The organism is Streptomyces sp. CA-210063 (assembly GCF_024612015.1).
GTDB lineage: Bacteria > Actinomycetota > Actinomycetes > Streptomycetales > Streptomycetaceae > Streptomyces.
In genome coordinates, this window is sequence record NZ_CP102512.1 from 5,527,403 (window position 1) to 5,540,126 (window position 12,724).

Here is a 12,724-nt window from a genome sequence, read left to right on the forward strand (position 1 = left end):
AATGTACTTGTCATGCGAACCGACTCTTCTCCCGGCACCCTGCCGGCGCGGGAGCACCTCCCGGCCGGAAACGCCGGTACGCCTGTCCTGGACGTAGTGATCCCCGTCTACAACGAGGAGAAGGACCTCCAGCCGTGCGTCCTCAGACTGCACGAGCATCTCGCGCGCACCTTCCCGTACGCCTTCCGCATCACGATCGCGGACAACGCGTCCACGGACACCACCCCCCAGGTGGCCGCGCGGCTGGAGGCGGAGCTCCCCGAGGTCACGTCTTTCCGGCTCGAACAGAAGGGGCGCGGACGGGCCCTGCGGACCGTGTGGTCCGTGTCCGACGCGCCGGTCCTCGCCTACATGGACGTGGACCTGTCCACCGATCTGAACGCCCTGCTGCCGCTGGTGGCCCCGCTGATCTCCGGCCATTCGGACCTCGCGATCGGCTCCCGGCTCGCCCGCTCCTCGCGGGTGGTGCGCGGCCCCAAGCGGGAGTTCGTCAGCCGCGCGTACAACCTGATCCTGCGTGGCTCGCTCCAGGCCCGCTTCTCGGACGCGCAGTGCGGGTTCAAGGCGATACGCCGGGACGTGGCCCAGGTGCTGCTGCCGCTCGTCGAGGACACCGGGTGGTTCTTCGACACCGAGATGCTGGTGCTCGCGGAGCGGGCCGGGCTCAGGATTCATGAAGTGCCGGTGGACTGGGTCGACGACCCGGACTCCACCGTCCACATCGTGAAGACCGCCACCGACGACCTCAAGGGCGTCTGGCGGGTGGGGAAGGCGCTGGCCACCGGGTCCCTCGCACTGGACCGGCTCGCCCGGCCGTTCGGGGACGACCCCCGCGACCGCGAGATCCAGGACGTGCCGCGCGGCCTCGCCCGCCAACTCCTCGGCTTCTGCGTCGTCGGCGGCCTCTCCACTCTCTTCTACCTGCTCCTCTACAGCGGCTTCCGGACGTTCTCGGGGTCGCAGATCGCCAACGCGCTCGCCCTGCTGGTCTCGGCGATCGCCAACACGGCGGCCAACCGGCGCCTGACCTTCGGCGTCCGCGGCCGGAGCGGTGTCGTCAAGCACCAGGTCCAGGGCCTGGTGGTGTTCGGCATCGGCCTGGCCCTCACCAGCGGCTCGCTGGCCGCCCTCAACGCGGCGACCTCCGACCCCGCGCACTCCACGGAACTGGCGGTCCTCATCGCCGCCAACCTCGCGGCGACGGTGCTGCGGTTCCTGCTCTTCCGGGCGTGGGTGTTCCCGGACCGCGGCGACGGGAGCGCCTCCGCGGCCTCGACCGTCGTCACCACGCACCACCCGGCCGCGCCCACGTACGCGACGTCCGCAGCGGTGCGCCCGGGACAACCCGGGCCCTACGGCCACCAGGACCGTGTCCAGCCGATGGCCCGGCCGATGGCCCAGCGCCCGGCGGCGCCCCAGAACCACCGCGCCGAGTACGCGACGGCGCCCCAAGCCCCGTACACGAACGCCCCGTACACGAACGCCCCGTACACGAACGCCCCGTACACGAACGCCCCGTACACGAACGCCCCGTACACCACGACCCAGTTCCGCGCCGGTGAAGCCGCGGACCGCACGCGGGGGGACGCGACCACGCAGATGCGGCCGGTGCGCCCGCACGATCAGGATTCGAGGAACGCACGATGACCACGCAGTTCGAGACAACGAGCGGGCCGGGGGGTGCGGAGCCCTCCTGGGGACCGCCCGAGGCGACAACAACCGTGCAGGAAGTGGTGGTTCCGGAAGCGCCCGACGCGCCTACGGCCCCCGACGCCGGTGATCCCAGGCAGCCCTTCGCGAAGCGGCTGTGGAGAGGCCGCCCGGAGGACCACCGCTGGATACGCCCCGGTTTCCTCCTCACGCTGCTGCTGATCGGCGGCCTCTACACCTGGAACCTCACGGCCTCCGGCTACGCCAACTCCTTCTACTCGGCGGCCGTACAGGCGGGCAGCCAGTCCTGGAAGGCCTTCTTCTTCGGCTCGCTGGACTCCGCCAACGCCATCACCGTCGACAAGCCCCCGGCCTCGCTGTGGCCGATGGCGCTCTCGGTGCGGCTCTTCGGCCTCAACTCCTTCGCGATCCTGTTCCCGCAGGTCCTGATGGCCGTCGCCACCGCCGGGGTGCTGTGGGCGGCCGTACGCCGTCGCTTCAACGCCACGGCCGGCTTCATCACCATGGCGGTCTTCGCGCTCACGCCCGTCGCCGCGCTGATGTTCCGCTTCAACAACCCGGACGCGGCCCTCGCGCTGCTGATGGCCGCCGCGGTCCACTGCACGCTCCGCGCGATGGAGAAGGCACAGACGAAGTGGCTGGTCTGGGCGGGTGTCGCCATCGGCCTCGCCTTCCTCGTCAAGACCCTGCAGGCCTTCCTGATCCTGCCGGTCCTCGCACTGGTGTACGTCTTCTGCGCACCGGCCTCGGTGAAGAAGCGGGTCAGTCAGGTGCTGCTCGCCGGGCTCGCGATGGTCGTCGCCGGTGGCTGGTGGGTCGCGATCGTCGAGCTGTGGCCCGCGTCCTCCCGCCCGTACATCGGCGGCTCGCAGAACAACTCCTTCCTTGAACTGACCTTCGGCTACAACGGTCTCGGCCGCCTCAACGGCGAGGAGACCGGCAGCGTCGGTGGCGGTGGCGGTGGCGGCGGCAACTGGGGCGAGACCGGCTGGGACCGGATGTTCGGCTCCTCCATCGGCGGCCAGATCTCCTGGCTGATCCCGGCCGCGCTGATCCTGCTGGGCGCCGCGATCTGGGCCACGCGAAAGCTCAAGCGCACCGACGCCACCCGCGCGGCCTTCCTCCTCTGGGGCGGCTCGCTGCTGATCACCATGGTGGTCTTCAGCTTCATGCAGGGCATCTTCCACGAGTACTACACCGTGGCCCTCGCCCCCTACATCGCACCGCTGATCGGTATGGGTGCCGCGCTCCTGTGGGACCGGCGGACCAAGTTCTGGGCGACGATCACGATGGCGGGGGCCATGACGGCCACCGCGGTCTGGGGTTACGTCCTCCTCAACCGCTCCTCCGACTACCTGCCCTGGCTCAAGTGGGTCGTGCTCGTCGGCGGTCTGGTCGCCGCGCTCGGCCTGGTCTTCGTCGGCAGGCTCAGCCGGCAGCTGGCCCTCGCGGTCGTCGGCCTCAGCTTCGTCACGGCGGTCGCCGGCCCGACGGCGTACACCCTCACCACCCTCAACGAGGGGCACACCGGTTCGATCGTGACGGCTGGTCCGTCCACCGGTGGTGGCATGGGCGGCGGCCCCGGCGGCGGTGGCGGCATGGGCCGCGGTCCCGGTGGCGGCGGTATGCCGGGCCAGAACAACCAGCAGGGCGGCCAGAACGGCAACGGTCAGACCGGCAACGGCCAGATGGGCCAGCCCCCGACCGGCGGCGGCCAGAGCAACCAGCAGGGCCAGGGCACCGGCCAGACCCAGACCGGCCCCGGCGGCGGTGGTATGGGCGACGGTCGTGGTGGTGGTGGCGGTATGGGCGGCCTGATCAACGGCACCTCCGTCAGCGACGAGGCCAAGGAACTGCTGGAGAAGAACGTGTCGGACTACACCTGGGCGGCCGCCGCCATCGGCGCCCAGAACGCGGCGAGCTACCAGCTCTCCACCGGCGACCCGGTCATGGCGATCGGTGGCTTCAACGGCACCGACCCGTCCCCGACCCTCGCGGAGTTCAAGAAGTACGTGGAGGGCGGCGAGATCCACTACTTCATCTCCAGCGGCTCCGGCGGCGGCATGGGCGGCAGCAGCGATGGCACCTCCTCGCAGATCACCTCCTGGGTCCAGGAGAACTTCGAGTCGGTGACGGTCGACGGCACGACGTTCTACGACCTGACGCAGCCGAAGAGCGACAGCTGACGGTCGGCCGGTGAGCGGGGCGGTGGCCCGGGGTGCGGACGAACCCCCGGGCCACCGCCCTTTTCGTACGCCAATGCGTACCAATGCGTACCAATGCGTACCAATGCGTACCAATGCGTAACGATGCGTACCGATGCCACACGCCGATTTGTATGCCGATTTGTGCGCCGCCGGACATCATTTTGTACGCCGTATAGGAGCTGTTCTACGGTGTACAACATGCCGACCCCCGCCACCCCGACCGAGTCTCCTGGCGCCATAGCCCAGGGCCACCCCCAGCGCTGGCTGATCCTCGGGGTCATCTGTCTCGCCCAGCTCACCGTGCTGCTGGACAACACCGTGCTGAACGTGGCGATCCCCTCCCTCACCGAGGAGCTGGGGGCGACCACGTCGGACATCCAGTGGATGATCAACGCGTACTCGCTGGTGCAGTCGGGTCTGCTGCTCACCGCGGGCAGCGCGGCCGACCGCTACGGCCGTAAGAAGCTGCTGATCGCGGGCCTGGTGCTGTTCGGTATCGGCTCGCTGGTGGCCGGACTCGCCCAGTCCACCGGGCAGTTGATCGCCGCACGGGCGGGGATGGGCGTCGGCGGTGCGCTGCTGCTCACCACGACTCTCGCCGTGGCCATGCAGATCTTCGCGCCCGAGGAGCAGCCGAAGGCGATCGGCATCTGGAGCGCGGTCAACGCCCTCGGCTTCGCGGCCGGTCCCCTCCTCGGCGGTTTCATGCTGGGCCACTTCTGGTGGGGCGCGATCTTCCTGATCAACCTGCCGGTCGCCGCGCTGGGCCTGGTGGCGGTGATCGCCCTGGTCCCCGAGTCGAAGAACCCGCAGGGCGACCGGCCGGACCTGCTGGGCGCGCTGCTGTCGACCATAGGCATGACCGCCCTCGTCTACGCGATCATCTCGGGCCCCGAGCACGGCTGGACGTCCGGTCAGGTACTGGCCACGGCCGCCGTCGCCGTGGTCGTCCTCGCGGCCTTCGCGTACTGGGAGAGCCGTGTCCCGTACCCCATGCTGGACCCGCACTTCTTCCGCGACCGGCGGTTCACCGGCGCCGTCGCCGGAGCGGTCCTCATCACCTTCGGCATGGGCGGCGCGCTCTTCCTGCTGACCCAGCATCTGCAGTTCGTGCTCGGCTACGACGCGTTGGAGGCGGGGCTGCGGACCGCGCCCCTCGCCCTGGTCGTCGTCGCGCTCAACTTCTCCGGGCTGTCGGCGAAGTGGACGGCCAGGCTCGGGATGCCGGTGTCGATCGCGCTGGGCATGGTGCTGATGTCCGGCGGTCTGGTCTCCATCGCGACGATGGCCTCCGGCGGTTACACCGGGACCCTGCTCGGGCTGGTGCTGATCGGGGTGGGCTGCGCGATCGCCAACCCGGCGATGGCGCACGCGATCATGAGCGCGATTCCGCCCGCGAAGGCGGGGGTGGGGGCCGGGATCAACGGCACGCTCGCGGAGTTCGGGACGGGGTTGGGGGTGGCCGTGTTGGGGGCGGTGCTCAACTCCCGGTTCGCGGCGCTGGTTTCCGTGGCGGCGGCGTCGTTGCCCGCGGCGCTGGCGGTGGCGGATACGGCGGCGGAGAAGGCGGAGGTGATGTCCGCGTTCTCCTCCGGGGTGGAGACGAGTTTGCTGGTGGGGGCGGTGGCTGTGTTGCTTGGGGGGTTGGTGGCGGCGGGGTTGCTGCGCAGGGCGGAGAAGGGGGATGCGGAGTTGGTGGTCGCCCACTGACTCGGTTGGTGAGGTGAGTGTGCGACTGCGAGTACGTCGTGGCTGATCGCGCAGTTCCCCGCGCCCCTGGAAGCGCGCTGCGCGCGCCCCCAGGTGGCGCATGCGCCGCGCATTCACCGCCGCCACCCGCCTAGCATCGTCACCAGTGAAGGAACGTCAGCATCACATCTCGGAAGGTGCGTCATGGTGAGGGTTGCCGGGCGGGGCGAAGGCGTCGCGCGGGCCAGTGTCTGGCTGGAGGGTGAGGCGCGGGCGGGGCGGGGCGGGCAGCCGTCGGGGCTGGACCGGGAGCGGATCACGGAGACGGCCGTGCGGCTGCTGGACGCGGAGGGGCTGGCCAAGTTCTCGATGCGCCGGCTGGCCGCCGAGCTGAACGTGACGGCGATGTCGGTCTACTGGTACGTGGACACCAAGGACGACCTGCTGGAACTGGCCCTGGACCGGGCGTTCGGCGAGATGCGGCTGCCCCCGGAGGAGTCCGACGAGGACTGGCGGGACCAGCTGCGCACGCTGGCCGGGCAGTACCGGGCGGTGCTGGTCCGCCACCCCTGGGTGTCGCCCCTCGCCGGCACCTTCCTCAACATCGGCCCGCACTCGCTGGACTTCTCGCTCGCCGTGCAGCGCGTGATCCGCCGCACCGGTCTGCCCACGCGCGGCCAGGCCGGTGCCATCTCGGCGGTCTTCCAGTTCGTGTACGGCTTCGGCACCATCGAGGGCCACTTCGTGCAGCGCTGCGCCACCGCCGGGATGACCCAGGAGGAGTACTTCCGGCATGCCATGAGCGCGGTGTCCGACAGCCCCGAGTACCACGAGGTCGTCCAGCAGTCCGCGGACCTCATGGAGGCCCGCGGCGGCGACACCGTCGAGGAGATGCGCGAACGGGACTTCGCCTACGCCCTGGAGACCCTCGTCGCCGGCATCGAGGTGATGGCGGAACGGGGCTGACCGCCCCCGGACACCAGCCCCGACTCCCCGGCCACCAGCCGCGGAGCCCCGACTCCCCGGCCACCAGCCGTGGACCCCTTACTCCCCGGCCACCAGCCGCGGACCCCTTACTCCCCGGCCACCAGCCGTGCCGGGAAACCGCCCGTGGCCACGGGACCCCACTTCACCGGCGTGATCCGGATGATCGACTTGCCCTGCTTGATCATCGCCGCCCGGTATTCGTCCCAGTCCGGGTGTTCGCCGGAGATGTTCCGGAAGTACTCCACCAGCGGCTCGACCGAGTCGGGGGAGTCGATGACCTCCGCCGTGCCGTCGATCTGGACCCAGGGGCCGTCCCAGTCGTCGCTGAGGACGACGACGCTCACGCGCTCGTCCCGCCTGGCGTTCCGGGTCTTGGCGCGCTCGGGATAGGTGGAGACGACGATGCGGCCCGCGTCGTCGACGCCGCAGGTCAGGGGGGAGGCCTGAGGGCTGCCGTCGGCTCGTCGGGTGAGCAGGAGCGCCCGGTGCCGGGGGCGTACGAAGTCGAGCAGGTCTTCGAGGGAGACGGTCGTGTTGGTCGCGATGTTCCGTGCCATGAGGCGCAGCCTAGGCCCTCACCGCCCCGCGAGCCTGACCCTGTCATGCGTACCTGGAGCTATGCCTGCGCCTGCGGCAGCGTCTCGCCCTGGACCGCCTGGATGTCCAGCTCCACCCTCAGCGTCGTACCGATCGCCGCGATGCCCGCCCGCACCACCTGGTTGTAGTTCATGGCGAAGTCCTCGCGGCGGAGTTCGGTGGTGGCCCGGAAGGCGGCTCGCGTGCCGCCCCAGGGGTCGGCGCCGGTGCCGAGGTAGGCGAGGTCCAGGTCGACCGGCCGTACGACCCCGTGCATGCCCAGCTCGCCGTGGACGGTCCAGCGGTCGGGGCCGGCGGGGGACAGGCCTGTCGAGACGTAGGTGAGCTCGGGGTGCCGTTCGACGTCCAGGAAGTCCGGGGACCGTAGATGCTGGTCCCGCATCGCGTTCCCCGTGTCGATCGAGGCGGCCCGGATCACCGCCTCCACCCGGGACTTGGTCCCCTCGTCCGGGCTCGGGGCGATCTCGATCGATCCCGAGAAGTCGGTGAAACGGCCATGGACGCTGGAGATGCCGAGGTGCTGGGCCATGGCGGCGACGGAGGAGTGGGCGGGGTCGATGGTCCAGTGCCCGGGCGGGGGCAGTTCCGCGCCGCCGAGCCGGGACAGGGTGACCGTCCCGATCTCCGCCCGACCGCTCGCCGTCACCAGGGCGCCCGCGGCGAACGGCGCGTATCCGACCGCCGTGACGATCACGGTGTACGCGCCGGGCGCGAGCGCCGTGGGGTCGTGCACGCCCCCTTCGGCGTCCGCCTCGGCCCGCAGCAGCTGCGTACCGGTCATGTCGGTCACCGTGACGACCGCGTGCGACACGGCCCATCCGTCCCGGGTGCGGATCCTCGCGGTCAGTCCGGTCAGTCCCATGTCGGTCCCACTCCTCAGCATGCGACCGGCCGGTGGAGCGGGGGTGGCTCCACCGGCCGGTGGTTCATCTACTCGAACTACTCGCCGGGGTGGGCGAGTTCGATGTCGTGGCCATCGACGCCGGGGCCGGCGACCGTCAGGGCCGTGGCCACCGGCGGGTACCCGGTGGCGATCACCGTGTACTCCCCGCCGTCCAGGTCGCTGAAGGCGTACGCCCCGTCCGCGCCGGTGGTGGCCGTGCCGACCACGTTGCCCGCCGCGTCGACGAGGGTCACGCGGGCGTCGGCCAAGGGCCCGCCCGGCGCCCGTACGACCCCCTGGAGCCGGGCCCCGGCCTCCAGGTCGACCTCGATCCGGGTGACGCCGGTGCCGCCGACCTCGACGGGCAGGGCACGCGGGCGGTACCCGGGGGCGTTCACCGCGACGGTGACCCCACCCGGCACCAGCTCGCCGAAGCCGAACTCGCCCTGCTCACCGGTGATCCCGCCGGCCAGCACGTCTCCGCGCACATCGGTGACCACGACCATGGCGTCCTTCACGGGCTCCCCGGCCCCGGCGGCCCGCACCACACCGCTCAGCCCGCTCGTACCGCTCAGCAGGATGTCGTACGCGACCGGCTCGCCGTTCACGACCACCGTGGACGCCTGCGGCTGGAACCCGTCGGCGGCCGCGATCAGCACATACGACCCGGCGCCGGGCGCGTCCACCGCGTAGGCCCCGTCGGCCCCCGCGACCGAACGGCCGAGCTGCCGCCCGCCGAGCGAGATCAGGGTGACGGCGGCCCGGGGCACGGGCGCGCTCTCGGCGCCGCGGACGTGACCCCGTACGGGAATCCCGCCACCGCCATCGCCACCGTCACCGCTTCCGCTGCCGTCGCCCGATCCCGGGGCGGCGGCCGAAGACCGCGTCTCGGCCGAAGCCTGCGTCTCGGCGGAAGCGGCGGTCACCGCGGCCATGGCCATGGCCGGAGCCGGCGACGCGTCCGGCACGTCCCTCTCCCCGTCGGTCCCCGTCGCCTTGGTCTCGGCCGCCGGGGCGAGCGCCCCGTTGGTCTTCAGCGGCACTTCCTTGATGAAGAGGGAGAAGACGAGCGCGAGGGCGGCGAAGGGGGCGGCGTAGAGGAAGACGTCTCCGATGCCGTGGCCGTAGGCGCTCTCGATGACCGTGCGGACCGGCGCGGGCAGCGCGTCCAGGTCGGGGATCTCGCCGTGGCCCGTGGAGGAGCCGGACACGCCCAGCTCGGCCATGCCCTCCTCCACATAGTTGGTGATCCGGTGGCTCAGGACCGCGCCCAGCGCGGAGACGCCGATCGCGCCGCCGAGGGAGCGGAAGAAGGTGACGACCGAGCTGGCGGCGCCCAGATCGCTCGGGGCCACCTGGTTCTGCGTGCACAGCACCAGGTTCTGCATCATCATGCCGACGCCGAGGCCGAGCAGGGCCATGAAGATCGCCACGTGCCAGTACTCGGTGTCGTGGCGCAGCGTGCCCAGCAGTGCGAGGCCCGAGGTCACCAGCACACCGCCGGCGAGCAGCCAGGCCTTCCAGCGGCCGGTGCGGGTGATGACCTGTCCGGAGACGGTCGACGAGACGAACAGGCCGGCGATCATCGGGATGGTCAGGACGCCGGACATGGTCGGGGACTTGTCGCGGGCCAGCTGGAAGTACTGGCTGAAGAAGATGGTGCCCGCGAACATCGCGACACCGACGAAGAGCGAGGCCAGCGAGGCGAGCGCGATCGTCCGGTTGCGGAACAGCCGCAGCGGCATGATCGGCTCGCTCGCCTTCGCCTCGACCAGCACGAAGACCGCGAGCAGCGCGAGCGTGCCGCCGACCATCGCGTACGTCTGCCAGGACACCCAGTCGTACTTGTCACCGGCGAACGTCACCCAGATCAGCAGCAGGCAGACCGCGGCGGTGATGAGGAGCGCGCCCGCCCAGTCGACCTTGACCTTGCGCCGGACGACCGGCAGGTGCAGGGTCCGCTGGAGCACGATCAGGGCGACGATCGCGAAGGGCACGCCGACGTAGAAGCACCAGCGCCAGCCGAGCCAGTCGGTGTCGGTGATGACACCGCCGACCAGCGGGCCGCCGACCATGGCGGTCGCGAAGGTGGCGCCGAGGTAGCCGTTGTACCGGCCGCGCTCGCGCGGGGAGATCATCGCCGCGAGGATGATCTGCGCCAGCGAGGAGAGCCCGCCCATGCCGATGCCCTGGACGGCGCGGAAGGCGATCAGCGTCCCGGCGTTCTGGGACAGTCCGGCCGCGGCCGACCCGAGCACGAAGATGACGAGGGCCAGCTGGATCAGCAGCTTCTTGGAGAACAGGTCGGCGAGCTTGCCCCACAGCGGGGTGGACGCGGTCATCGCGAGCAGCGACGCGGTCACGACCCAGGTGTACGCGCTCTGCCCGCCGCCCAGGTCCTTGATGATGTCCGGCAGCGCGTTCGACACGATCGTCGACGACAGGATCGCCACGAACATGCCGAGCAGCAGCCCGGTCAGCGCTTCCATGATCTGCCGGTGCGTCATCGGGGCGTCGTCGCCACCGCTGTGGGGGGCACCCTTGGCGGTGCCGCCTCCGTGCTTGGCGTGAGCCCGCACACCGGCCGGTGTGGTTGTTGCCATGGGGCTTCCTTCTCCTGTGCTCTTTGCGGGTGTACGGGTTGCTGGTCTGTCGCTCGCGGCCCGCTACACGGGCGTGCGGGGCGGCGCGGTGGCGTCGAAGCTCTCGCGCAGCCGGCCCAGGAGCCGGGCGAGCTGTCCGACCTCGTCGTCGGACCAGTCGCTCAGCCGTTCGGCCATCAGCCGGCTGCTGCGCCGGTACAGCTCGGCGACCACGGCCCGGCCCTCGGGGGTCAGACGGAGGATGCGCGAGCGTTTGTCCGCCGGGTCGGGGAGGCGTTCGATCCAGCCCCGCTCGGCGACATGCGCGACATGACGGCTGGTCACCGACATGTCCACCGAGAGCAGCTCGGCGAGCCTGCTCATCCGCATGTCGCCGTGCCGACCGAGCAGGGTCAGGACTCCCGCCGATCCGCCCGGGCAGTCGTACGGCAGCATCCGTCCGATCTCCCGCTTCACGGCCCCGATGGCACTGAGCTGACGGGCCAGCTCCTCGTAGTGCGCCTGCCCGGCCATGAAGCCCCTCCCTTATTGTTGCTTAGAGCAACCATAGGACTGGATGGTTGCTACAGGCAAACGAAATCGGACGTTCACGGCCCAAGTCTTGGCAAAGGAGAACGATCCGAAGGTCACGCGGGCGGAAGCGGGGTTGGGCCCCGGATACCCGATTCGCTAAGGTCTCGGGCCATGGCTGACAACCAGGGCCCCCAGGGCAACTACGACCCCGCGGGCAGCACCCAGATGTTCCGCGCCTTCGTCGACGAGACGCCTGCGGGGGGTCGGCAGACGGCTGCGGCGCCATCGGGGCCGCGGGTCGGTGTGATCGTCGGTGTGATCGCGGCGGTGGCTGTGGTGGCCGCCGTGGTGTGGCTCGCGCTGGTGTAAGCGCTTGGCCCGGCTGTGGGGTGCCTACTCGGCTGCCGGGTTCTTGTGATCTTGCGGCTGCCGGTTTGTTCGTGGCTGGTCGCGCAGTTCCCCGCGCCCCTGAGGACATGGGTGGCACCCGGCGCTTTTAGGGGCGCGGGGAACTGCGCGAGCGACCCCATACGACCCGCACTCGTCCACCCACCTGTTACGTACCTACCTATATGCACGACAACCGCCGGGGTGCCCTCTCAAGGGCAGCCCGGCGGTCACGTGTCAACGCGTCCCGAGGGACTCAGTCGGAGATCAGGCCCTCGCGGAGCTGCGCCAGGGTCCGGGTGAGCAGGCGGGAGACGTGCATCTGGGAGATGCCGACCTCCTCGCCGATCTGGGACTGCGTCATGTTCGCGAAGAAGCGGAGCATGATGATCCGGCGCTCGCGGGGCGGGAGCTTGGCCAGCAGCGGCTTCAGGGACTCGCGGTACTCCACGCCCTCCAGCGCCGTGTCCTCGTAGCCGAGGCGGTCCGCGAGGGAGCCCTCGCCGCCGTCGTCCTCGGGGGCCGGGGAGTCCAGCGACGACGCCGTGTACGCGTTGCCCACCGCGAGGCCGTCGACGACGTCCTCCTCGGACACGCCCAGTACGGCGGCGAGTTCGGTGACCGTCGGGGAGCGGTCGAGCTTCTGGGACAGCTCGTCGCTGGCCTTGGTGAGGGCCAGGCGCAGCTCCTGGAGCCGGCGCGGAACGCGGACCGACCACGAGGTGTCGCGGAAGAACCGCTTGATCTCGCCCACGACCGTCGGCATCGCGAACGTCGGGAACTCCACGCCCCGTTCGCAGTCGAAGCGGTCGATCGCCTTGATCAGGCCGATCGTTCCGACCTGGACGATGTCCTCCATCGGCTCGTTGCGCGACCGGAAACGGGCGGCGGCGTAACGCACCAGCGGGAGGTTGAGCTCGATGAGGGTGTCCCGGACATAGGCACGCTCGGGGCTGTTCTCGTCGAGTGCGGCCAGCCGCAGGAACAGGGAGCGGGACAGGGTGCGGGTGTCGATGTTCGCCGAGGCCGACGAGGCCGGAAGGTCAGTCACCGGAGGAGCCTGGGGACCGGGAAGGTCCTCAAGCGCCTGAAGGTCCTGAGGGGCCTGGATAGCGTCGGGCGCGGTCTCGCTCTTGTCGAGCGTGAGCACCTTCGAGCTGCCCTGGTCTGCGGACATGCCACCCCCT

Annotated in this window: 10 protein-coding genes; 5 read left to right on the plus strand and 5 right to left on the minus strand. The window is 70.6% G+C overall.

Going from position 1 to position 12,724, the window contains the following annotated elements:
- The first annotated feature begins 12 nt into the window (after nt 1-12).
- From JIX56_RS24020 to JIX56_RS24035, 4 genes are all read left to right on the plus strand, one after another.
- Entirely contained in the window at nt 13-1,647 is a 1,635-nt protein-coding gene (locus JIX56_RS24020) for a glycosyltransferase (protein ID WP_257543430.1), read from the plus strand.
- A complete protein-coding gene (locus tag JIX56_RS24025) occupies nt 1,644-3,857 on the plus strand; it encodes an ArnT family glycosyltransferase (protein WP_257543432.1) in 2,214 nt (737 codons plus the stop codon). The genes JIX56_RS24020 and JIX56_RS24025 overlap by 4 nt, the downstream gene beginning before the upstream one ends.
- Before the next feature lie 219 nt (nt 3,858-4,076).
- Nucleotides 4,077-5,588, plus strand: a complete 1,512-nt coding sequence (locus JIX56_RS24030) for an MFS transporter (protein WP_257543434.1) — start codon at nt 4,077-4,079, stop codon at nt 5,586-5,588.
- A gap of 183 nt (nt 5,589-5,771) precedes the next feature.
- Entirely contained in the window at nt 5,772-6,533 is a 762-nt protein-coding gene (locus tag JIX56_RS24035; protein ID WP_257543436.1) for a TetR/AcrR family transcriptional regulator, read from the plus strand.
- 107 nt (nt 6,534-6,640) lie between these two features.
- Here JIX56_RS24035 and JIX56_RS24040 read toward each other — a convergent pair whose 3' ends face one another.
- The 4 genes from JIX56_RS24040 to JIX56_RS24055 form a co-directional block, all read right to left on the minus strand.
- A complete protein-coding gene (locus JIX56_RS24040; protein WP_257543437.1) occupies nt 6,641-7,111 on the minus strand; it encodes a PPOX class F420-dependent oxidoreductase in 471 nt (156 codons plus the stop codon).
- Nucleotides 7,112-7,170: 59 nt separating this feature from the next.
- Nucleotides 7,171-8,013: a YceI family protein gene (locus JIX56_RS24045; protein ID WP_257543439.1), complete on the minus strand. Its 843-nt coding sequence runs from the start codon at nt 8,011-8,013 to the stop codon at nt 7,171-7,173.
- Nucleotides 8,014-8,090: 77 nt separating this feature from the next.
- Complete coding sequence (locus tag JIX56_RS24050; RefSeq protein ID WP_257543441.1) at nt 8,091-10,637, minus strand: MFS transporter; 2,547 nt, start codon at nt 10,635-10,637, stop codon at nt 8,091-8,093.
- Nucleotides 10,638-10,700: 63 nt separating this feature from the next.
- Nucleotides 10,701-11,150 (minus strand): MarR family winged helix-turn-helix transcriptional regulator, encoded by a 450-nt coding sequence (locus JIX56_RS24055; protein ID WP_257543443.1) that lies wholly within the window; start codon nt 11,148-11,150, stop codon nt 10,701-10,703.
- A 171-nt stretch (nt 11,151-11,321) separates the two neighbouring features.
- On the opposite strand from JIX56_RS24055, the gene JIX56_RS24060 reads away from it, so the two are divergent.
- Nucleotides 11,322-11,519 carry a hypothetical protein gene (locus JIX56_RS24060; protein WP_257543445.1) on the plus strand — a complete coding sequence of 66 codons (198 nt, stop codon included), beginning with the start codon at nt 11,322-11,324 and terminating at the stop codon, nt 11,517-11,519.
- Between the two features lie 274 nt (nt 11,520-11,793).
- Here JIX56_RS24060 and JIX56_RS24065 read toward each other — a convergent pair whose 3' ends face one another.
- Nucleotides 11,794-12,714: an RNA polymerase sigma factor SigF gene (locus tag JIX56_RS24065; protein ID WP_257543447.1), complete on the minus strand. Its 921-nt coding sequence runs from the start codon at nt 12,712-12,714 to the stop codon at nt 11,794-11,796.
- Nucleotides 12,715-12,724: the final 10 nt, after the last annotated feature.

What these genes read in the sequence shown, in the direction of transcription:
- JIX56_RS24065 (WP_257543447.1), bottom strand. Translation starts at nt 12,714, where the DNA reads ATGTCCGCAGACCAGGGCAGCTCGAAGGTGCTCACGCTCGACAAGAGC.
- JIX56_RS24020 (WP_257543430.1), top strand. Translation starts at nt 13, where the DNA reads ATGCGAACCGACTCTTCTCCCGGCACCCTGCCGGCGCGGGAGCACCTC.
- JIX56_RS24040 (WP_257543437.1), bottom strand. Translation starts at nt 7,111, where the DNA reads ATGGCACGGAACATCGCGACCAACACGACCGTCTCCCTCGAAGACCTG.
- JIX56_RS24030 (WP_257543434.1), top strand. Translation starts at nt 4,077, where the DNA reads ATGCCGACCCCCGCCACCCCGACCGAGTCTCCTGGCGCCATAGCCCAG.
- JIX56_RS24025 (WP_257543432.1), top strand. Translation starts at nt 1,644, where the DNA reads ATGACCACGCAGTTCGAGACAACGAGCGGGCCGGGGGGTGCGGAGCCC.
- JIX56_RS24055 (WP_257543443.1), bottom strand. Translation starts at nt 11,150, where the DNA reads ATGGCCGGGCAGGCGCACTACGAGGAGCTGGCCCGTCAGCTCAGTGCC.
- JIX56_RS24045 (WP_257543439.1), bottom strand. Translation starts at nt 8,013, where the DNA reads ATGGGACTGACCGGACTGACCGCGAGGATCCGCACCCGGGACGGATGG.
- JIX56_RS24060 (WP_257543445.1), top strand. Translation starts at nt 11,322, where the DNA reads ATGGCTGACAACCAGGGCCCCCAGGGCAACTACGACCCCGCGGGCAGC.
- JIX56_RS24035 (WP_257543436.1), top strand. Translation starts at nt 5,772, where the DNA reads ATGGTGAGGGTTGCCGGGCGGGGCGAAGGCGTCGCGCGGGCCAGTGTC.
- JIX56_RS24050 (WP_257543441.1), bottom strand. Translation starts at nt 10,637, where the DNA reads ATGGCAACAACCACACCGGCCGGTGTGCGGGCTCACGCCAAGCACGGA.